Below are 21,576 nucleotides of genomic sequence, written 5' to 3'. Positions count from 1 at the left end.
AAAGCGACGGATGCTGCGCGTCACCGGCCGCTCCTGGCGCGCCAGGCGGCGAATTCCTCGAGATTGCGCGGCTGCGTTGCCGGATAGAGACCGATGATCGATTGGCCAGCCAGCACGCGCTCGGTCACGAAGTCCTCATAGGCGGTCATTTCCACGGCCTCCTCGGCAATCTCGTCGGCAAGTTCCGCCGGAATGACGATCACCGCTTCGTCGTCGCCGACCATGATATCGCCGGGCCAGACCGCCACGTCACCGCAACCGATCGGCACATTGATGTCGAGCGCCTGGTGCAGCGTCAGGTTCGTCGGCGCCGAGGGCCGATTGTGATAGGCGGGAATCGCCAACCCCGCTATCTCGGGACTGTCGCGGAAGCCGCCATCGGTGACGACGCCGGCCACGCCGCGCACCATCAGCCGCGTGACGAGAATTGAGCCGGCTGAAGCGGCGCGCGGATTCTTGCGGCTGTCCATGACAAGCACGGCACCAGCCGGGCAGCTTTCGACGCAGGCGCGTTGCGGGTGTTCCGGATTGCGGAAAACCTCGAGCTTGTTGAGGTCCTCACGCGCCGGAATGTAGCGCAGCGTATAGGCCGGGCCGACCATATTGCGGCCTTTGCGGGCGACCGGCTGCACATCCTGGATGGTCTGGTTGCGCAGGCCACGCTTGAAGAGTGCCGTGCTGATGGTGGCGACGCTGACCCGCATGAGTTGGTCGCGCGTGCTGTCCGAAAGTGTCGTCATGCCTGCATCTCCTCCTAGAAAATGTCCGGTTCTCCGGCTGCCGCACCGAATTCGGGAAGCAGATAATCGAAATCGCAACCCTTGTCGGCCTGGCTGACATGGGAGGCGTACATCCAGCCGTAGCCGCGGCCGAAACGATCGGCGGGCTTCACCCAGGCGGCGCGGCGCCGGGCCAGTTCCGCCTCGTCGACCAGCATGTCCAGCCGGCGGTTCGGAATATCGATCCGGACGATGTCGCCGTTCCGCAGCAGGGCGAGCGGGCCGCCGACATGGGCTTCGGGCGCCACATGCAGCACGCAGGCGCCATAACTGGTGCCGCTCATGCGCGCATCCGAGAGCCGCAGCATATCGCGATGTCCCTGTTTCAGCAGCGCTTTCGGCATCGGCAGCATGCCCCATTCCGGCATGCCGGGGCCGCCGAGCGGTCCGGCATTGCGCAGCACCATGACATGATCAGGCGTTACATCCAGCGTCTCGTCCTCGACCGCCGCCTTCATGTCGGGATAGCTGTCGAATACCAGCGCCGGACCTTGATGGACATGGAAGCGCGGGTCGCAGGCCACCGGCTTGATCACCGCGCCATCGGGCGCCAGATTGCCCTTCAGCACGGCAAGCGAACCCTCCGGATAGATCGGGTTGGAGAGCGGCCGGATCACATCGTCATTATAGATCTTTGCGTCGGCGAGCGCCGCGCCCAGGGTTTCGCCCGAGACCGTCAATGCGTCGAGATCGAGCCGCTCGCGGATCTGCGACATTAGCGCCAGAAGACCGCCGGCATAGTAGAAATCCTCCATCAGATAGGTCTTTCCCGACGGACGCACATTGGCGATGACCGGAGTGACGCGGCCAAGCGCGTCGAGATCGTCAAGCGTCAGCGCGACCCCTCCCCTGCGCGCCATGGCCAGAAGATGGATGACGGCATTGGTCGAACAGCCGGTCGCCATGGCGACCGTCGCCGCATTTCGCACGGCGGCAGGCGTGACGATCCGGTCCGGCGTCAGCTCCTCCCAGACCATGTCGACGATCCGCCGACCGGTCTGGGCCGACATGCGGATATGGTTGGCGTCTGCCGCGGGAATCGAAGAGACCCCCGTCAGCATCAGACCCATTGCATCGGCAATCGCGGTCATCGTCGAGGCGGTGCCCATCGTCATGCAATGACCGTAGGAGCGCGCAATGCCGGCTTCGATGCCGGCCCATTCTTTGTCCGATATCGTGCCCGCGCGCCGCTCGTCCCAATATTTCCAGGCGTCCGAACCGGAACCGAGCTGCTGGCCAGCATAATTGCCGCGCAGCATCGGCCCCGCCGGCAGGTAGATCATCGGCACGCCGGCGCTGAGCGCGCCCATGATGAGGCCCGGCGTCGTCTTGTCGCAGCCGCCCATCAGAACCACGCCGTCGACGGGATGGGCGCGGATCTGCTCTTCGGTCTCCATCGCCAGGAGGTTGCGGTAGAGCATGGTCGTCGGCTTCATGAAGTTCTCCGACAGCGCCAGCGCCGGCATTTCCACCGGAAAGCCGCCGGCCTGCAGCACGCCGCGTTTCACGTCCTCGACGCGATGCTTGAAATGGGCGTGGCAGGGATTGAGATCCGACCAGGTGGAGAGGATGCCGATCAGCGGCTTGCCGGCCCAATCTCCGGTGTCATAGCCCATTTGCATCAGGCGTGACCGATGGCCGAAGCCGCGCAGGTCTTCGGATGCGAACCAGCGCGCCGACCGCAACTCGTCCGGTGTCTTGACGGCTTTCAACGACATGCCGATATGCCTCCAATATTGACATCGCCTGAAGTGTCCGAGGCCCGTAAGATACAGGCGCGCGCCTGAACGTCCATCGATGTCAAGAGAGCCGCTCCATCGCTTCGAAATCGGGCAAGGCGCCGCTGGCGTAGCCGACCGCTCCGAGTGAACCGCTGGCGATCCGGCCCTCGCGGATCGATAGGAGCGGCCCGTCGGGGCCCTGCTCGTAGAGATCGGGATGGGCTGCTGCAAAACGTGCCCGCTCCGCCTCCGGTGCACCCTGCATGCCGGCCACATAGTGATGGCCATTGCGCTCGACATGGGAGAGGCCGAGCGCGGAAACGAGGGCCAGATCCTGCTGCACGGCGAGCCCGGCCTGGCAGGTCAGATCCTCGCCCGAGAGGAAAAGCCCCGGCACACATCCCGTCCTGATCCGGATCGCCTTCAGGAGCGATCGGTAGATGCCCTTACAGGTTTTCGAGGAAACGCCGGTGTAACCGAGCACGCGGGCGCGGGCGAAGGCATCGTCGCCGTCGTCGCTCTCATCGATCAGGTAGGGCAATCGGGCCGCGAGATCTCCCAGCGGCGTTTCCATGGTGATCGCCCGCGAGAACGGCTGTTCGATGAAGGCAATGGCCGCGCGCAATCGCGACAGCCGAGGTATGGCATCGATCCGCGCCAGCAAGGCAGCGAGATCTTCCGGCGCGCGAAACTGTTCATTGCCATCGACCGTCACCCGATAGTCGGGCACGCGCTCCAGCACGGCGGCGATCCGCGCCAGGCGGTCGATATCGGCATCGATCGCGCCGGAAAGCTTGATCTTGAACCAGCGGTTGCCATAGCGGCTGATCACCGCTTCGAGACTCTCCGGCAGGCCATCCTCGACGGGATGGACGATATCACCCTCGGCGATCGGATCGAGAAGGCCGATCGTATGCCGTGCCAGGATCGAGCCGGCAGGGCGAAGGCCGGCGAGCGTGGCGGAGACAGCCTCCGCCTCGATATCGCCGGGCAGCATCGGGCCGCCGATGCCGACGAGGTTGCGGCGCACCGCATCGAAGAAGGAAAGTCCGGCAAGGCGGCAATAGGCGTCCAGCGCGGCGCGGGCGACGAGCGAAGGTCCGAAGCCGGCCGCCAAAGGATTTCCGGGCAGACGGCGGACGGTTTCCAGCTCGTTGAGCCGGGCGGCGGCAAACAATGTCGCCGGCGCCGATGCTTCGAGCGACGCAGCGGCGGCGGTGCGGATCGAGGTGCGCAACTGATCGACATTCTGCGCCGGCGTCAGCGCCGGATCTTTGTCGAACCATTTCGGCACCATCATTTCGGCGGCGGCGCCGATGGCGGTTTTACCCTGCTCATCCTCGACACGGACCCTGAGGAAGGCTTGCGGCGCCCTTTCGAGGGTTGCCGCGCCGAAGCGGAACGGCAGGCGCAGCCTGATATCGCGCTCGAAGGCATCGATTTCGACGAGCCTGACACGCGGCGCCGTCACGGGATCTCCAATGCTTCTGTCCATGGTCATGCCATACGGTCGAGCATGGCGCGAGAGACTTCGTGGTGAAGCGGTTCGCGGCGAAGCAGCCGGCCGATCTCGTCCACCATAGCCCGCCCCTGGGCGAGGTGCGCCTCTTCGGTATGACCCGCAGCATGCGGCGAAATGGTGACATTGGCGAGCGCCGGGTCGCGAAACGGGCTGTCCGGTGGCAACGGCTCATGGTCGAAGACATCGAGAGCCGCCTCGATGCGACCGGAGCGGATCTCGGCGAGCAGCGCGGCCTCATCGACCAGCTCTGCCCGCGCCGTGTTGATGAAGAGTGTGCCGGGACGCAACAGCGCCAGTTCGCGGGCGCCGATCATGCGACGCGTTTCGGGCAGGACCGGCGCATGCAGGGAAATCACGTCGCTCCAGGCGAGCGCGTCGTCGAGCCTGGCATTGACGACGCCGAGCGCGCCGGCCTCGCGATCATCCAGATAGGGGTCGACGACCAGGACGCGGCAGCCGAATGGAACGAGCAGGCGGATAACCGCCCGACCGACATAGCCGGCGCCGACGATGCCGACTGTCCGCGCGCCAAGCAATCGTTGCGGCACGGCGGCGCGGACGTCGAGCCATTCGCCGCCGCCCCGCAACGCGTGATGCAGCCGATGAATGCCGCGCATGGCAAGCAGCGCTTCGGCGACGACGAACTCGGCAACCGAAGCGGCGATCTTCGAGGCGGCATGGCTGACGCGAAGCCCCTCGTCGAACAGGCGCGCGGGAACGAGCGTGCGGACGCTGCCCGCCGAATGGGCGACGAGGGCAAGCTGCGGGTGGCGCTGGCGAGCGGCGGGATCGAAAGGCGGCGTTCCCCATCCGGTAAGGCAGGCGGTGGCGCCTTGCAGCAGCCGATCGACCTCGGCAGCATCGAGCGTCGCGCCGGCCGGCCAGCGCACGCTCCCAAGACCGTTCAACTGGGCGATCGCCGCATCGTCCAGCATCATGCGGCGGGTCTTTTCGGTCAAAAGGGCGGCGATGACGGGAGCGTGTTCACTCATGATTCTACTCTTTCGCTGCGGCGACCAGGCGCCTGAGATGGGCAAGATCGGCGCGAACCTTGTCGAGCGCCTGATCTCGCGGAAGCCGGTACTGGGAATGTACCGAGAGCACGCCGGCAAATCCGGTCGTCACCAGATGCGGCACGATTTCGTTCCAGGGCACCATGCCTTCGTCGAGCCCGTACCAATCGGAATGCCACGCGCGCTGGCCGTGGGATCCGCAGGCGCCGGGAAACCAGCCGCAGTTCTTGACGCCCATGCAGCAGAACCACGGCTCGAGGATGTCGAGGGTCAGCCGCCAGTCCTCGCTCCCCTCGCGGATGATCTGATTGGCCGGATCGGGATAGGCGCCGGCCCAGGCAGGATCGCGACCGGCCAGCAGTTGCGCCGCCAGCGCGCCCGAGCTGTGCAGGGTTCCGCCATGCAGCTGGACGGCCAGCCTTACCCCGAACCGTTCGGCGAGGCGCTCGAAGCCGTCGAGATCACGCCGCGCTTCGTCAAGCTGCGCCCTCCAGCGCCGCGACGGATCATAGCGCCAGAAGCCGAGCCGGATCAGGCCGATGCCTGCCTCGCCACAGGAGCCGAGAAGACGCGACGTGGAATCGTCGGGCCGCGTCGAATCGATGGTCGCCATCGGGGTGCGCACACCGGCCGCGGCAAAGAGCTTCGCGGCCTTGACGATTTCCTCGGGCCTCTCGGGGGAGACGGCGTGGCCGTCGCGGACGAGAAGATCGGCACAGTCGAAACCCAGACCGGCGGTGATCTTCGCCGCTCTATCAAGCGGCAGCCCCTCCAGCGTCTTGGTGAAATAGGCGATATCCATGGATCAGGTTCCAAACCGGAAAAGGCTGCTCATGCGGGCGAGACGCAAAGCTCGCTGCGGCGGCCGAATGCGTCGCGGGCACAGACCGCATAACGCACGCCCTGTGGCGGCGACATGTGCAGGAATGCCGTCGAAAGCAGCGGGACCGGACTGACCTTTTCAAAGGGTCCGCCGCCGGTGCTGGCCAGCACATCGTAGAAGATGGCAGGGCTGTTATCACCGGCCGCCCAGAACAGCATGCGCTCTTCCTTCCCGCCGAGACCGAGGTAGCGTTCGATAACGAGGCCGGAAGGTGCAGGCGGGGCCGCGCCCGTGTCGGGAACGACAAGCACCTGCGTCAGCGACGGCAATGGCACATCGAGATCGACGCTGACCCGGCCGTCGTCGCATTCAACGATGCTGATCGGATGCAGCAAGGCGGGTTCCTGTGCACGGCGAAGCTCGGCAAACTGCGCTTCGGTTGGTTCGGGCGGCGCGCCGACCGGCTCGAAAGGCCCACGCGGATTGCTTTCGTCGCGCTGCGCTTCCCAGACCTCCATCGGATGGGTGAATTCCTCGTCGATGCGCAGCAGGCAAAGCGCGTGGCGGCCGGGTACCAATCCACTGACCTCGAGGCGTACCGCGGTCCGGCCGGAACGGTTGATGACATCGACGCTATGGATGAGGCTGATGGAAACGCCGCCGCCCGGCAGCCGTGTCGGTAGGATGGCCAGGCCATCCTGATCAGGGGTAAGCTGCGGCTCGGCCGTCACCTTGCAAACGGTATCGCCGAGGGTCGCCAGCAGTTCCATTGACGTGAGACCGGGCTTCTTGATGAGATCGAAAGGCGGCGCCCGATCGACATCCGTCACTAGCGTCTCGAGATCGGTCTTGTGCTCCCATTGCGCCTTGGTGAAATTGCGCGACCCGAAATAGGCAAAGATCGTGCGCTGGCTCCAGCCGCCGATAAAGGCGTGGTCATTGCTGAGGAAGGTGAAATCCGCCGCCTTCGGGGCGATGATGCGCCGGTCGTGCTGCTCGATGATGCGGGCGATGATGCCGGCATAATAGGCCTTGCCGTGCCAGCTGTGATGATCGCTCCAGCCGAGCTGCGGATCGCATTCGTCGTTGATGATCGGCAGGCCGGCGAGGAGCGGATGATGTTCCCTGAGATAGTCGACGACGAGAAGCGTGCGGTCGACGATGGCGCTGGTTTTCGGGGTTAGGTCGTCCTTGCTGCCGTTGACGCCCTTTTCGTGGATCGAGATGTAGTCGAGGCGCGGCGGGCCGTTGCCGGTCAGGCAGCTCGTACCGCTGTCGCAATGGGCCATCAAGGCGCGAAATATCGGCGAGAGCGTGCGGGCAGTACCCGGCCCTCCCATCGGCAGGCCGGGGTCGACGGCATCGAGCCCGGCGATGCAGGCGTCGTAATAGTTTGTGTACCCCTTGATCCCGTAGGTCCACCAGCCGGAGTCCGCCTCGTTGGTCGTTTCGAAATACCAGGTACGCAATTCGTCGATGCCGTAACGCGCGCCGTAACGATCCGCCGTCACAGTGACGAGATCGCGCCAGCGCTTGACCTGATCCATATCCTCATAATCGGTGAAGAGGCCTGACGGATTACCCATCAGCTCGAAGAACGGCTTCAGCCGGTGTTCAATCATCACGTCGAGCGCGCGGTCGAGCAGAGACCAGTCATAGCCGGCTCCGCCGGTCGAGCGCAGCAGATTGTAGAGGTAGTGCACGCGCAAATACCGGATGCCCTCGTTGGGCAGAGCGCCGATATAGGCGAGCATCTGGCGCATCTCGGGTTCGAGCAGCAACTCGGCCGGCGAAAAGCCCGTGCCACGCCAGAACCGGTTGAAGGGGCGGACCGCCTCACCGGCATCGACGCTTATTCGCGTACGTTCACGCATGGGTCGTTTCTCCTTGAAAGGACGTCGGCAGCAAAAGCCAGGCGGGATTATTTGAACTTGTCGCGCATCGCATCGATGCCGGGGATGGTCTTGGTCAGATGCTGATGGGCGGGATCGAAGCGCTGGATCAGCCCGCGGCGGTGCTTGCCGACGAGGATGGTGAAGATATAGCCCCGATGCCCCGGGGAGGTGACCGTCGGGTGATAGCCTCGATCGAGCAGGAAGGTGTCGCCGTGACGGGTCATCAGGATCTTGACCGGACCGTCGTCGTCATAGGTGATCTGGCTGCCGAAGCCGGTCTCCGGCTGGAAGCGGTAGTGATAGAGCTCCTCATGCCGGGTCTCGGCATCGCCGTCCTCGGTATCGTGCTTGTGGGGAGGATAGCCAGACCAGCAGCCCTCACCGGCATAGAGTTCGCTCACCAGCAGGTTACCGCAACGGCCGTTCTGCCGCTGGCCGAGAAGGTGCACGATCCGCCGCTGGCTGTGCGTGTCGGACGAGCCGACATTCACCGCGTCGACCTCATCGGGCGTCACCCGAAACGGGGCGTAGCGCGTGTCGCAGAGGCCTCCGGCAATGGCGATTTCTGCCGGGCCGCCACGGGCCGATATCCGGACATTGGCATTGACGGGCGCGTAAACCGAGTCCGCATCGCCTCCCCAGATATCAGCTCGCCGGCCCACCGCTTCGAACATGATGTCATCCACTTCGATATCCACCTGACCCGACAGCACGACGTAGAGGCTTTCGTGCGCAGGCAGCCGCCGCGTGTCCCGCTCGTTGGAGGCGAGCGTGACGAGATCGAAGTAGATGAGATCGAGCGTCTTGGAGGAGGTATCCACAATAGGACGCTGCTCGGAGCGTGGAATGAAATCAGGCATCAGTTGAACTCCGGAACGGTACGGTCTGCAAAGGGATTGAGGTTCAAGGCTTCGGCGTGATGGCAGGCGACAGCGTGCCCATCGTCAGTGACGGTGCGCAGCGCCGGCACCTCCTGCTTGCAAAGGGCGGTCGCGTAGCGGCAGCGCGGATGAAATGCGCAGCCGGGAGGCGGATGGGCGGGATCGGCAACTTCGCCCGCCAGCCGGATGCGCTGGCGATCGCGGCGCAGCCGTGGGTCGGCGATCGGCACGGCCGAGAGCAGCGCTTCGGTATAGGGGTGGAGCGGGCGCGAAAAGATCTGCTCGGTCGGCGCCTTTTCGACGACATGACCGACATACATGACGGCAATATTGTCCGAGATATGCCTGACGACCGAGAGGTCGTGAGCGACGAAAAGATAGGTCAGGCCGAACTGTTCCTGCAGGTCCTGCAGCAGGTTGATGGTTTGCGCCTGCACGCTGACATCGAGCGCCGAGACGGCCTCGTCGGCAATTACCAGGCGCGGATTGGATGCCAGTGCCCGGGCAATGCCGATGCGCTGGCGTTCGCCGCCCGAGAAAGCGTGGGGATAGCGGCGCATATATTCGGGGCGCAGGCCGACGCTCTGCATGAGATCGGCGACCCGGTGCTCGAGTTCCCGGCCCTTGACGATGCGGTTGACGCTCAATACCTCGCCGATGATGTCGATCACCGGAAGGCGCGGGTTGAGCGAGGACTGCGGGTCCTGGAACACCATGCGCAGGTCGCGGTGGATGTCCTTGAGGGCGGACGCCGATAGCGCCGCGAGGTCCACGGTGCCGCCGCCGCGGTCGCGATAGCGGATTTCTCCGCCCGTGGGCTGATAGATGCGCAGGACGGTGCGGGCAAGCGTCGACTTGCCGCAGCCGGATTCGCCGACGATGCCGAGCGTCTCGCCGTCCTCGATGCGAAGCGAAACCCCGTCGACCGCCTTGACGTGACCGACCACCTGCCGGAACGCGCCCATGCGAATGGGGAAATGCATCTTGAGATCGTCAAGTTCGAGCAGCGGGCTGCGTGGTGTTGCGGAACCGGTCATCGCAGTCCTCCCTCGTAAAGCAGACAGCTGGCGACGTGCCCCTCGCCGATGACGACGGGTTGGGGATCGCTCCGGTCGCAGAGGCCCGCTTTCGCCTGCTTGCAGCGGGGATGAAAGCTGCAGCCTTCAGGACGGGCGAAACGCGAGGGCACCATGCCCTCGATGACCGCGAGCCGTTCGCTCGGCTGGCCATGCATGCGCGGCACGGATTGCAGCAACGCCTTGGTGTAGGGATGAGCCGGTGCGTGGAAGATGGTATCGACATCGCCCGCCTCCACCACCCGGCCGACATACATGACGACGACCTCGTCGGCGATCTCGGCCACCACGCCGAGATCGTGAGTGACAAACAACACCGAGAGCCCGAATTCGGCCTGCAGCGAGGCGAGCAGATCGAGGATATTGGCCTGGGTGGTCACGTCGAGCGCCGTGGTCGGCTCGTCGGCGATCAAGAGCTTGGGACGGCAGGCGAGTGCAAGCGCGATGCAGACGCGCTGCCGCATGCCGCCGGAAAACTGGAAGGCGTAACTTTCCATCCGCTCGGCCGGCCGGGGAATTCCGACCAGTGCCAAGGTCTCGATCGCATGTTCGCGCGCCTCTTTCTTTCCCATCTTCAGATGCAGGCGGATCACCTCCACCATCTGGTTGCCGATCGTATGGACGGGCGAAAGCGCTGCCATCGGCTCCTGGCTGATCAGACCAATCTGGGCGCCGCGGATCGCTCGCATCTCACGGCCGCGCGGGTCGAGCGTCGCGAGATCAATGGCGGGTGCCGCCGGGTCAGGCCGGTAGCGGATCGCGCCCGAGACGATCCGCCCGCCGCGCGGAACCTGGTTGAGGATCGAGCGGCCGGTGATGCTCTTGCCCGAACCGGATTCGCCAACGACGCAGACCGTCTTGCCACGCGGGATGGAAAAGGAGACGCCATCGACCGCCCTCACCGTGCCCGCACCGCCGAAGAAGTGGGTTCTGAGATCATCGACCTCGATCAGCGGGTCGTGATCGGCGCGGCGCCCGCCGGCGGTGGCGAAATTGGAGTCAGTATTCATAGGGATCTGCAGCATCGCGTAATCCATCACCGAGAAAATTGAGGGCGAGCACCGTGACGATCACCGCGATACCGGGAAGGAACAGCCAGGGTGCACTGGTGACCGCGAGGATGTTCTGCGCTTCCTGAAGCAGCACGCCCCAGCTGACGACGGGCGGGCGCAGGCCGATGCCGAGGAAGGAAAGCGCGGTTTCGGCCAGGATCATCGTCGGGATGGCGAGCGTCACCGAGGCGATGATGTGGCTCATGAAGGACGGCACCATGTGCCGCCAGATGATGCGCATCCGCGAGCAGCCATCGAGACGGGCGGCGATCACGAAATCCTCGGTCTTGAGCGACAGGAAGCGCCCGCGCACCACACGCGCAAGGTCGGTCCAGCCGATCAGCGACAGGATGACCGTGATCCAGAGATAGACGAGGATCGGATCGGCGCTGATCGGCACGGCAGCCGCAAGGCCCATCCACAGCGGGATGGTCGGGATCGAATTGATGAGTTCGATCGAGCGCTGGATCACATCGTCCACCCAGCCGCCATAGAGGCCGGAGATGCCGCCGAGGATGATGCCGAGGACAAGGCTGATCGCCACCCCGATCAGCCCCACCGACATCGAAATGCGGGTACCGTAGACCGTCCGGCTGAAGACGTCGCGGCCCAGACGGTCGGCGCCGAACAGGTAGAAGGGTTTGCCCATCTCGATCGGGCCGATCAGATGCCGGTCCAGATCGAACAGACCCCAGAGCCGATAGGGTTCGCCCTTGACGAAGAAGCCCACCGGGATGACGACGGCCGGATCGGGCACATAAGTGCGGCTGAGCGCGATCGGATCGACCTTCATCGAATAACCGTTGACATAGAGCGGGTGAAATCCGCCTGTCGCATCATAGCCTGCGAACCTGAGCTGTTGCGGCGGCGCATAAGTGTAGCGGGAATCGTAGGTCTGCGACGAAACCGGGGCGAGAACCTCGGCAAACAGGGCGACCATGTAGATCAAAAAGATGACGACGCCGGCAGCAAGCGCCAAGCGATGGCGGCAGAAGCGTCGCCATATGAGCTTCCACTGCCCGGCGACGGCGTCGGAATTCCGGATCACTTCAGGCGCGAGTGCGATGGCTTGATCAGTCATATCTATCGTCCTTCAGCCGTTGCGGATGCGCGGATCGAGCCAGGCGAGCAGCAGATCGGAGATCAACGTGCCGATCAGCGTCAGCATGCTCATCAGCAGGATGAAAGTGCCGGCGAGATACATGTCCTGGGCAAACAATGCGTTGAGCAGCAGCGGCCCGGTGATCGGCAGGCTGAGGACGATGGAAACCACCACCGAGCCCGAGACGAGGTGCGGCAGCACCCAGCCGACTGTGGATACGAAGGGGTTGAGCGCCACCCGCACCGGATATTTGAGCAGCAGCCGGATTTCGCTTAGGCCCCGGGAGCGCGCCATGTCGACATAGGGCTTGTTGAGTTCGTCGAGCAGGTTGGCGCGCATGATGCGGATCAGCGCCGCCGTCGCGCCGGTACCGAGCACGACGACAGGGATCCACATATGCGAAATGAGATCGCCGAGCTTGGCCCAGCTCCAGGCGGCATTGATATAGTTGGGTGAAAACAGCCCGCCGACGCTTTGGCCGAAATATTGCGCGGAGACGAACATCAGCACCAGCGCCAGCAGGAAGCTCGGAATGGCAAGCCCAAGAAAACCGAAGAAGGTGGCGACATAGTCCCCCACCGAATATTGCCGTACGGCAGAATAGATGCCGATCGGAAAGGCCACCGCCCAGACGAAGAGCAGCGTTGTGACCGAGACCGCCATCGTCAGGCCCATGCGCGCCCAGATCAGCTCGCTGACCGGCTTGTTCCAATCGAGGGACTGGCCGAAATCGCCGCGCAGCAGGATGCCGCTGATCCATTTCCAATATTGGACCGGCCAAGGCTGGTCGAGGCCATAGCGCTCACGCAGGCCGGCAATGACGCCGGGATCAACGGTTTCGTTCTGGGAGGCCAGGCGCGCGGTCATCGCGGTCAGGAAGTCGCCCGGCGGCAACTGGATGATGATGAAGGTCACGACCGAGATCGCGAACATCATCGGGATCATGTAAAGCAGACGTCTGATGATGAAGCCGGCCATATTCAAGCTCCTTCGACGGCGATCGCCGATCGGATTGGGCGGGGCTGGGGCAGGAATAGCAGCCGTGAACGCCATTCCTGCCGATCGCGTGCCTCTACTGCTGATAATAGAAGGTCTCGGGCTTGGCCGGCCCCGGCGTCATGTAGAAGGATGTGCTGGGAATGACCTTGGGCACGTTGTGCATGTTGGTCTTGACGATGCCGACCCGGTCCGGCTCCAGGTTGGTGCCGATGACATAGAATTCATCACGGGTGATCGCCAGCAGCTCCTTCATCGCGGCGAGCTGCTTTTCGAGCGTCGGGGCCTCCTGCACCTGCCGGTAGAGGTCCATCTGCTTCTTGGCGGCGGGGCTCGGCTCCTCAGCGTTCGGATCCTTGGGGTTCTGGTAATAGAGACCCCAAGCGGTCGCGAAGCTCGATTCATATTCGTGCGGGAAATACCATTTGGGATCGAGCAGGCCGAGGAAGTCGTAGCCACCGCCGCCGACCCACCCCAGGCCGTCATTGTCGTTGTTCTGCAGCCGGGAGAAGATCAGAGAGCGTTCCGCCGGGCGCGGCTGCATATCGATGCCGACGGCCCGCCAGTAGCGCTGGATCATCTCAAGGGCGTCGACCTGGATCGGGCTTCCGGTCAGCGCATCGAGTGCGAAGGTGATCCGCTTGCCGTTCTGACCGAGGCGAAAGCCTTCGGCATCGCGCTTGGTGAGACCCGCCTTGTCGAGATACTGATTGGCGAGATCGACATTATATTCCAGATATTGCGTCGCCATCTTCTCGTCGTAGAGTGCGGTGCCTTCGCGCGGTGCCGCCTGATAGGGCTTGGCTTGGCCGGCATAGATCAGCTGGTTGAGCTCCTCGCGGTTGATCGCGTGGCTGAGGCCGATGCGGAAATCCTTGTTTGAGAAGACGGCGCGCAGCGCCGGATTCTTGTGGGTCTGGTTGAGGGTGATCAGCAGCGCGTTCGACCATGCCGGCCTGGCGATGAAGAGACCGTAGCCACCCTTCTGCTGGTTCTGCACGATCACGGGGCGCGCATCCGTCGTCTCGATGAAGCGGTTCTGCATGTCGATTTCGCCGCTGATCGCCTTCAGAATGATCGCCTGTGTATCCTGCATCACGTCGATGGTGATGCGGTCCAAGTAGGGCAGCTGGTTTCCTGCCGTGTCCACCTTGGCGTAATAGGGATTGCGTTCGCCGACGACCTGGGTCGTGCCGTTATAGGGCGCGGTCAACACCCAGGCGTCGAGCGTCGGGCGGCCGAGATCGCGCCAGCGGCCGGGAAAGCCGGTCTTGTTGTTGAAGAGCTGGACCCAGTCTGTTGCGCCCGCTGCCTTCACCAGGGCGTCGATGCCGTCGGGATTGAAATCCTTGTGGAACTGCTTGAGGTAGTGCGCCGGTGCGGCCGCCAGGATATCTGAGCCGCGCACCGTCGCCATGTTCATCAGGAAGAGACCGTTCGGCGCGGCGAATTTGAAGACCACCCTGTAATCATCGATCTTCTCGACCTTGACCGTCTCACCGCCCCCGGTCAGCCATCCCGGCGCGGCAGGCGTGATCTTGGTATTGCGCAGCACGTTCTCGTTCCACCACACCAGATCGTCTGCCGTGAAGGGCTCGCCATCCGACCAGCGCGTGCCTTCACGCAGAGCGAAAGTATATTCGGTGGCGTCCGCGTTGACCTCGACGCTCTTGGCGATATCGGGGATCACCTCGGTCCATTCCGGATTCCAGCGGACCAGCCTGGTATAGCCGATCGAACGCTCGATCTCGCTGTCGCCGCCGCCGAAGGTGGCCGTGCGCCAGGTGCCGCCATAGGTCCCGACCGATTCCAGAGGCGTGAGCACGAGAGGGTCCTTCGGCAGCCGTTTTTCCACAGGCGGCAGCTTGCCGGCATCGACGAGCGCCTTGAGCTCCGGCGACTCCTGAAAACCGAAGGCGGCTCCCGCCCAGCTGGAACCGATGAGAATCGCTGTGGCAACGGTGGAAATAACCTGCCGTCGTAGAATTCTGACGTGTTGCATTGTTTCCTCCCAATGATCTCGCCTAGGTTATCGTTAACGTATTCTCCTCTGTATCTTACGTTAACGTTACCGTTCAGCATTGTCAAAAAGATTTTTGAAACAGGTCATGGACCCCCGAGCAGACTTGGTTTTCTCGGGAAGTATGTTAGTTATCGTTATCTCAATACCATGCCATTCCAAGAGACCACCCCGTTGAACCGCCCCAAAGAGCCAGAATCCAAAATAACCATCGCCGATGTCGCGCGCGCCGCCGGCGTGTCGCCGATGACGGTATCGCGCGTGCTCAACGGTCAGGGCGGCGCCAGCGCGGAGACCACCCAGCGCATTCTCCTGGCGGCGAACGAACTCAACTACCGGCCCAATCCCTTCGCACGCGGATTGCGCTCGGATCGGTCGAAGACCATCGGCCTTCTCGTTCCCGATATCACCAACCCGTTCTTTCCCGAGGTCATCAGGGGGGCCGAGGATGCGGCGAGTGCCGCCGGCTACAACCTGCTTCTGTCCAACGTCGTCGAGAACAGCAAGCGGGAGGAAGAGCTCATCGAGGCGCTGCTGAGGCATCGGGTCGACGGCATCATCGTCTGCAGCGCGCGGCTGCCCGATGCCGCCTTGCACAAGGCGCTGGCGCCCCACCGCGCGGTCGTGCTGATCAACCGCGAAGCTCCAACGGACGTCGCGGGAACCATCGTCACCGATTACGAGACCGGAGCGTCGCGCGCCATCGATCATCTGGTCGAGCGCGGGCGCCGCAGGATTGCGATCATCGCCGGGCCGCGAAGTTCCTTCGGCGGCAAGAGCCGCCTCGTCGGCATCCGCAAGACGCTGGCGGCCCATGGACTGAAGGCGGAAGGCCTAGTCTATTGCGATCCTACCGCAGCGGCGGGACAGACGGCGGCGGCGCAATTGCTGGCGGAAGCGCCCGGCATCGACGCTCTCGTCTGCTACAACGACCTCAATGCGATCGGCGCCATGAAAGCCTGCCGAGCGGCCGGCATTTCGATCCCCGAGCAGATCGCTTTGATCGGCTTCGACGACATTCCAACGGCCGAGCTGCTGTCCCCGGCCCTTACCACCCTGAGGGTGCAGAAACGGGAAATGGGAGAGGAAGCCGTGCGCCTGCTGCTCAGCCGCATCGCCACCAAGAACCGCCAGCACGGCATTGTCATCGTCCCCGAACTCATCGTCCGCGAAACGACCTGATTCCAATCCAACAGGAGGAACACCACCCATGGATGGCGACAATCTGCAGTCACTGGCCTTGCCCGAGGAGAAGAAGGCCTGGTTCGTCCACGACCGGTTCGGCATGTTCGTGCATTGGGGGCTCTATGCCCTGCCGGCGCGCCATGAATGGGTCAAGAGCCGCGAAGAACTGACCGACGCCGACTATCAGAAATACTTCGATCATTTCGATCCCGATCTCTACGACCCCGGAGAGTGGGCGAGACGCGCGAAAGCCGCGGGCATGAAATATGTGGTGCTGACGACCAAGCACCATGAGGGCTTCTGCCTCTGGGACACCAAGGCAACCGACTTCAAGGTGACCAACACGCCTTACGGAAGAGATCTGCTGCGGCCCTTCGTCGACGCCTTCCGCGCCAAAGGCCTGAGGATCGGCTTCTACTATTCGCTGATCGACTGGCATCATCCCGACTTTACGGTCGATCCGCGCCACCCGCAGCGCAATCACCCCGATGCGACGCAGATCAACGAAGGCCGCGACATCAGCCGTTATGCCGCCTTCATGCGCGAGCAGGTGCGCGAGTTGCTGACCGAGTTCGGCCGGATCGACATCATGTGGTTCGATTTCAGCTATCCGCAGTGGAAACTCGGAGAGCTGGTCGGCAAGGGCCATCGGGATTGGGAAAGCGAGAAGCTCGTGCGCCTGGTGCGCGAGCTCGCCCCCGATATCATCATCAACAACCGGCTCGATCTTGCCGGCCTGCAGCCTGACATCGTGACTCCGGAGCAATATATGCCGCGCGCCTGGCCCAAACGCGACGGCAGGCGGGTCGTCTGGGAAGCCTGCCAGACGCTCAGCGGCTCCTGGGGTTATCACCGCGACGAGGATACCTGGAAAAGTACGGAGCAACTGGTGCAGATGCTGGTCGGCACCGTCGCCATCGGCGGCAATCTGCTGATGAATGTCGGGCCGACGGCACGCGGCACGCTCGACCATCGCGCCCTCGCCGCCCTTGCCGCCTATGAGGAATGGATGGCGCTACACGAGCGCAGCATCGTCGGCTGCACCCAGTCCGACTTTACCGCGCCGCCCGATTGCCGGCTCACCCAGAACGGCGACCGCCTCTATATCCACCTGTTCAACTGGCCCTACAAGCATCTGCATTTCGATGCGCTGGCGGGCAAGATCGAATATGCGCAATTCCTGCATGACGCCAGCGAAGTCACCTGGCTGCGCCCGTCGGCCAATACGCTCTGGGCGAACACGCAGTTCCCCGTCGCCGAGGACGAACTGACATTCGTCCTGCCGGTGCGCCGACCCAAAGTCGTCGTCCCCGTCATCGAGGTCAAGCTCAAGACTGCAAGCGCGGCCGGCATTCGAGATTGACAGGCAGCTGCCTGAGCGGGCGGGAGATGACGCCGCTCAGGCAAACGGCTCGGTCGGCCCCGCCGCCGGATCGGTGAACCAACGTGGGCCGTCTGCGGTCATGGTGATATGATCCTCCAACCGGATCCCGAATTTTTCGGGGAAGACGATCATCGGTTCGTTGGAAAAACACATGCCGGCGGCAAGGGCCGTGTCGTTGCCGCGAACGATATAGGGCTCTTCATGGATCTCGAGCCCCAGGCCGTGGCCGGCGCGATGCGGCAATCCCGGCAGGCGGTAGTCGGGGCCGAGCGAATGTTTGGCGAGCACCTTGCGGGCGGCATCGTCGAGGCTTGCGCAGGCGGCGCCGATCCGGGCTGCGTCGAAGACCGCCTGCTGTGCCTCGCGCTCGATCCGCCAGGCGCGTTCGAACTCGCGGTCGCCGCCCTCCAGCATGTAGGTCCTGGTGATGTCGGAATGATAACCGTCGATCCGGCAGCCGGTGTCGACAAGAATGACGTCGCTTGGGCCCAGAACCTGATCGCCGTCGGCGCCATGTGGAAGCGAGGTCGCTGCGCCGAAGGAGACGATTGCGAATGTCGAGCCGTCGTCGGCGCCGGCCTGGCGATGCTGGCGATCGATGAAATCGACCACTTCGGATGATCTGATGCCCGGCTTCAACAGCGCATGCACCTGCTCGTGGACGTCGAGCGTCAGGTTCATCGCATATTGGATGAGCGCGATCTCGGCCGCCGATTTGATGCGCCGCAGGCCGCGGATCAGCCGCCCGCCATCGGCGAGCCTTTCGGCGCCCATCGCCGCCGCCAAGGCATGATAGAAGTAAAGCGGCAGCCCGTCGTCGAGAGCCAGCCGGCCGCCCTGGCCGACAAGCCGCGAGATGAGGGCAGCACTGCTTTCTTCCTCTTCCCAGAGCAGGATTTCCCCCGGCAGATGCGGCAGGGTTTCGACGCGGCTGCGCTCGAACCCTGGTACGATGTAGGAAATGGCACTGGGCGTCACGAGCGCGCCGAGAAACCTTTCGCTCGGATGCCATACGAGACCGGTGAAGTAACGCAGGCTCTCGGTCGGCCCGAGGAGCACGCCGGCGAGGCCTTCGCCTTCGATCCCTTGCCGGAGTTTCGATAGACGGAGCTGCCGTTCGTCCTCGGTGATGCGGGGTACGGAATGCTGCCACGACATGTCGTTTTCCTGTTCTTTCTGCGCTTGGTTCAGCGGCTTTGCGATATGTCGATCGCCACCGGCCGGTCGAGGTCGCGGGCGATATAGTCCTGGATCTGCCGGACGATCTGCCCGGCATGCGCAATTGCCAGCCGGTCGGCGCGTTCGGCGTCGCCGGCGTCGATCGCGGCAATGATTTCCTCATGCTCATCGACATATTGGCGCGGCAGACGGTCATCGAAGGTCGAATAATAAAGCCGAAGGATACGCCGGCCTTCATCGAGCAGCCTGGCGAAGAAGGCCGTATAATAGGAATTGCCGGCAAGCTCGGCGATCGCCACGTGGAATTCGCGGTTCGCCTCGATCATTGCATAGGGATCCCGCTCGGCAACCGCGTCGGCGAAGTCCTTCTGATGGAGGCGGATTCTCTTCATGATGTCGCCGTTCCGCCGCTCGGCGGCCCCGCGCGTCGTCACCCGGTACATCAGCGTCAGCGCCTCGAAATAGGTGGGCAGGCTTGCGAAATCGATCGGGGCAACAATCGTGTTGCGGTTCGGCAGCGTCGTGACGAGGCCGTCGGCGGCAAGCCGCAAGAGCGCCTCGCGAATAGGCGTCCTCGACATGCCGAAACGCTCCGAAAGCCGAACTTCATCGAGCGGGCTGCCGGGTTCGAGCGCCATCGACAGGATTTCCCGGCGCAGCGCGAGATAGATGCTCTGCGTGCCGGAACCGCGCACCCGCACATTTTCTGTATCGTTTTGCATCTGTCCCTCCCCTTCATGAGAAGCCTTTTATTGCGTTTCGACCGATTTCCGCAACGCCTTACGAATTTGCGCGATCAAGACGATTGAGTCTTGTCGACAGTTTGTATATAAGGAACCAACTTTAACGGAGTTTCGATCGATGACAACAGGATGGAAGGGCGTATTTCCCGCCGTAACGACGCAGTTCAACGAAGATCTTTCCGTGGATATCTCCGCAACCCAACGTGTTCAGGACGCACTCGTCAATGACGGCGTCAACGGGCTGATCGTCATGGGCACCTGCGGCGAGAACAATTCGCTCGATCCCGATGAGAAACGCACAATCCTGAAAGCCGCCGTCGAGGTCGTCAACGGCCGCGTTCCTGTCGTCACGGGCGTCTCCGAATTCGACACGCGCCGTGCCGTCGCCTATGCCCGCGACGCCGAAAAGCTCGGCGCCGACGGCCTGATGTTGCTGCCGGCCATGGTCTATGTGCCGAAGCCGGAAGAGCTGATCGCGCATTTCCGCACCGTCGCCGAAGCGACTTCGCTGCCGATCATGCTCTACAACAACCCGCCCGCCTACCGCGTCAACATCGGCGCCGATGTACTGAAGGTGCTGGCCGACGTGCCGAACATCAAGGCGGTCAAGGAGAGCGCGCCGGATCCGCGCCGCTTCACCGACCTCATCAACGCCTTCGGCGATCGTTTCGATATCTTCGCCGGCCTCGACGACGTCGCGCTCGAAGGCCTGATGCTCGGCGCCAAGGGCTGGGTCTCCGGCCTCACCAGCGCCTTCCCGCAGGAATCCGTGCAACTCGTTGCGGCCGCTGAACGCGGCGACTGGGAAGAGGCCCGCAGGATCTACCGCTGGTTCATGCCGCTTCTGCATCTCGATGCCGAGCACGACCTCGTGCAGTCTATCAAGCTCGCCGAGCAGATCATGGGCCGCGGCTCCGAACGTGTCCGCATGCCGCGGCTGCCGCTTTCGGGCGCGCGGCGCACCGAAGTCATCGCCATGGTCGAGAAGGCCGCCGCCACGCGTCCCTCGAAACTCGGCAAGGCGGCCTGAGACAACGGGGCCGGCAAACCGGATAGCGGCAGCCGGCCATTCCATCGCGCTATGCGCCTGAAGCGCTGCTGGAACGGGTCAGACTGTTGCGGCCGACCAGCGAGGGGATCTGCAAAATATGCTCGGCGCCGGTGCGTCCCTCTATTCTCGAAATCAGCGTGCGGGTGGCGACCTGGCCGAGCTCCCGGCCCGACTGATCGATGCTTGCGAGATTGACGAGACCGAGGGCAGCGGTCGACGAATTGTCATAGCCGACGACAGCAAGATCTTCCGGCACACGCACGCCCATCTCCATCGCCAGGCTGAGCAGCGTGATGGCGTCAAGATCGCTCCAGCAGAAGACGGCGCGCGGCCTGTTTTTCCGTGACAGGAATTTCCGCATCGTTTCTTCCCGCTTTGGCGGAGCGATCGGGATCTTGGTGATCGGCGCAGACGAGCCGAGCCCGCTGCGCTGCATTGCCCGGCGGAAGCCGATCTCACGCTGGCGGACGACGGAGACCTGGTGCCCCTCGCGCTCGCCGAGGCTCAGCATTTCGATGTCGCGATAGCCGCAGGCAAGCAGCGCTTCCACTGCAATCTCCGCCCCGCGCTGGTCGTCGGCATTGACGGTGTCGAAGGCCGTGGCGCCGGCATCGTGGTAACCAACCGCCACAATCGGTATCTCTGCCGCGAATTTTGCGATGATCTCCGAGGGCAGTCGCGGCGCAACGAGGATCAGGCCGTCCATCTTATAGTCGATCATCGACTCGATCAGTGACGTCTCGAGCTGCACGCGCGCATCGCTGACGCCGATCATCGCCTGGTAGTGCGAAGGGGCCAGTACGCCGTTGACGCCGGCGATCACCTCGGGAAGGAAGGGGTTGCGAATATCGATCAGCAGCACGCCGATGGTGAAACTCCGGCCCCGCAGCCCCCGCGCCGCCCGTGAAGGCCGATATCCAAGCGCTTCAATAGCGTCGGTCACTCTTGCCCGCAGCGCTTCGCTGACGCCATAGGCGTTTCGCATCACCTTGGAAACGGCGGCGACCGATACGCCCGCATGCGTTGCCACTGTCCGGATCGTCACGCGATCATTTCGTTGCAGTCTCTTTTTCTCGTCGATCGACATGAAATCTCTGGGCTACTCTGCGGGCCGTCACAATAGCCCATAAACACCATGGCAGAGTGGCGACGAA

Annotated in this window: 18 protein-coding genes; 3 read left to right on the top strand and 15 right to left on the bottom strand. The window is 63.6% G+C overall.

The annotated features are described in order from the left end of the window. Positions 1–20: 20 nt before the first annotated feature. The 12 genes from J0663_RS28515 to J0663_RS28460 all read right to left on the bottom strand — a co-directional run bounded on the left by J0663_RS28515 (position 21) and on the right by J0663_RS28460 (position 14,862). Positions 21–740, bottom strand: a complete 720-nt coding sequence (locus J0663_RS28515) for a ribonuclease activity regulator RraA (RefSeq protein ID WP_207246132.1) — start codon at positions 738–740, stop codon at positions 21–23. A 14-nt stretch (positions 741–754) separates the two neighbouring features. Continuing rightward, positions 755–2,497: an L-arabinonate dehydratase gene (araD, locus tag J0663_RS28510; protein WP_375337252.1), complete on the bottom strand. Its 1,743-nt coding sequence runs from the start codon at positions 2,495–2,497 to the stop codon at positions 755–757. Between the two features lie 82 nt (positions 2,498–2,579). After that, positions 2,580–4,001, bottom strand: a complete 1,422-nt coding sequence (locus tag J0663_RS28505) for an enolase-like domain-containing protein (RefSeq protein WP_207246131.1) — start codon at positions 3,999–4,001, stop codon at positions 2,580–2,582. After that, positions 3,998–5,014: a hydroxyacid dehydrogenase gene (locus J0663_RS28500; protein WP_207246130.1), complete on the bottom strand. Its 1,017-nt coding sequence runs from the start codon at positions 5,012–5,014 to the stop codon at positions 3,998–4,000. The genes J0663_RS28505 and J0663_RS28500 overlap by 4 nt, the downstream gene beginning before the upstream one ends. Before the next feature lie 4 nt (positions 5,015–5,018). Beyond that, positions 5,019–5,837, bottom strand: a complete 819-nt coding sequence (locus tag J0663_RS28495; protein ID WP_207246129.1) for a sugar phosphate isomerase/epimerase family protein — start codon at positions 5,835–5,837, stop codon at positions 5,019–5,021. 29 nt (positions 5,838–5,866) lie between these two features. Beyond that, complete coding sequence (locus J0663_RS28490; protein WP_207246128.1) at positions 5,867–7,732, bottom strand: GH39 family glycosyl hydrolase; 1,866 nt, start codon at positions 7,730–7,732, stop codon at positions 5,867–5,869. Positions 7,733–7,779: 47 nt separating this feature from the next. Further along, positions 7,780–8,613, bottom strand: coding sequence for a 5-deoxy-glucuronate isomerase (locus J0663_RS28485; RefSeq protein WP_207246127.1), 834 nt, complete (start codon positions 8,611–8,613; stop codon positions 7,780–7,782). Beyond that, entirely contained in the window at positions 8,613–9,671 is a 1,059-nt protein-coding gene (locus J0663_RS28480; protein WP_207246126.1) for an ABC transporter ATP-binding protein, read from the bottom strand. The genes J0663_RS28485 and J0663_RS28480 overlap by 1 nt, the downstream gene beginning before the upstream one ends. Further along, on the bottom strand, positions 9,668–10,720 hold the full coding sequence (locus J0663_RS28475) for an ABC transporter ATP-binding protein (RefSeq protein ID WP_246590471.1): 1,053 nt from the start codon (positions 10,718–10,720) through the stop codon (positions 9,668–9,670). The genes J0663_RS28480 and J0663_RS28475 overlap by 4 nt, the downstream gene beginning before the upstream one ends. Next, positions 10,710–11,843, bottom strand: a complete 1,134-nt coding sequence (locus J0663_RS28470) for an ABC transporter permease (RefSeq protein ID WP_207246124.1) — start codon at positions 11,841–11,843, stop codon at positions 10,710–10,712. The genes J0663_RS28475 and J0663_RS28470 overlap by 11 nt, the downstream gene beginning before the upstream one ends. A 12-nt stretch (positions 11,844–11,855) precedes the next feature. After that, a complete protein-coding gene (locus tag J0663_RS28465) occupies positions 11,856–12,842 on the bottom strand; it encodes an ABC transporter permease (protein WP_207246123.1) in 987 nt (328 codons plus the stop codon). Positions 12,843–12,936: 94 nt separating this feature from the next. Beyond that, positions 12,937–14,862: an ABC transporter substrate-binding protein gene (locus J0663_RS28460; RefSeq protein WP_207246122.1), complete on the bottom strand. Its 1,926-nt coding sequence runs from the start codon at positions 14,860–14,862 to the stop codon at positions 12,937–12,939. 264 nt (positions 14,863–15,126) lie between these two features. Here J0663_RS28460 and J0663_RS28455 point away from each other — a divergent pair, with 264 nt between their 5' ends. Then, a complete protein-coding gene (locus J0663_RS28455; RefSeq protein WP_246590475.1) occupies positions 15,127–16,062 on the top strand; it encodes a LacI family DNA-binding transcriptional regulator in 936 nt (311 codons plus the stop codon). Between the two features lie 28 nt (positions 16,063–16,090). After that, positions 16,091–17,428, top strand: coding sequence for an alpha-L-fucosidase (locus J0663_RS28450; protein ID WP_207246120.1), 1,338 nt, complete (start codon positions 16,091–16,093; stop codon positions 17,426–17,428). A gap of 36 nt (positions 17,429–17,464) precedes the next feature. Here J0663_RS28450 and J0663_RS28445 read toward each other — a convergent pair whose 3' ends face one another. Together J0663_RS28445 and J0663_RS28440 are read right to left on the bottom strand one after the other, a co-directional pair. After that, complete coding sequence (locus J0663_RS28445; protein WP_207246119.1) at positions 17,465–18,607, bottom strand: M24 family metallopeptidase; 1,143 nt, start codon at positions 18,605–18,607, stop codon at positions 17,465–17,467. A gap of 29 nt (positions 18,608–18,636) precedes the next feature. Further along, positions 18,637–19,350, bottom strand: coding sequence for a GntR family transcriptional regulator (locus tag J0663_RS28440; RefSeq protein ID WP_207246118.1), 714 nt, complete (start codon positions 19,348–19,350; stop codon positions 18,637–18,639). A gap of 139 nt (positions 19,351–19,489) precedes the next feature. On the opposite strand from J0663_RS28440, the gene J0663_RS28435 reads away from it, so the two are divergent. Further along, a complete protein-coding gene (locus tag J0663_RS28435) occupies positions 19,490–20,401 on the top strand; it encodes a dihydrodipicolinate synthase family protein (RefSeq protein WP_207246117.1) in 912 nt (303 codons plus the stop codon). A gap of 49 nt (positions 20,402–20,450) precedes the next feature. Here the strand turns inward: J0663_RS28435 and J0663_RS28430 are convergent, their stop codons facing one another. Further along, positions 20,451–21,509: a LacI family DNA-binding transcriptional regulator gene (locus J0663_RS28430; protein WP_207246116.1), complete on the bottom strand. Its 1,059-nt coding sequence runs from the start codon at positions 21,507–21,509 to the stop codon at positions 20,451–20,453. Positions 21,510–21,576: the final 67 nt, after the last annotated feature.

The sequence above is a fragment of the Rhizobium lentis genome (genome assembly GCF_017352135.1).
Taxonomy (GTDB): domain Bacteria; phylum Pseudomonadota; class Alphaproteobacteria; order Rhizobiales; family Rhizobiaceae; genus Rhizobium; species Rhizobium lentis.
The sequence above is the reverse complement of the archived record's forward strand: the minus strand, read 5'-3'. Positions and strand labels throughout refer to the sequence as shown.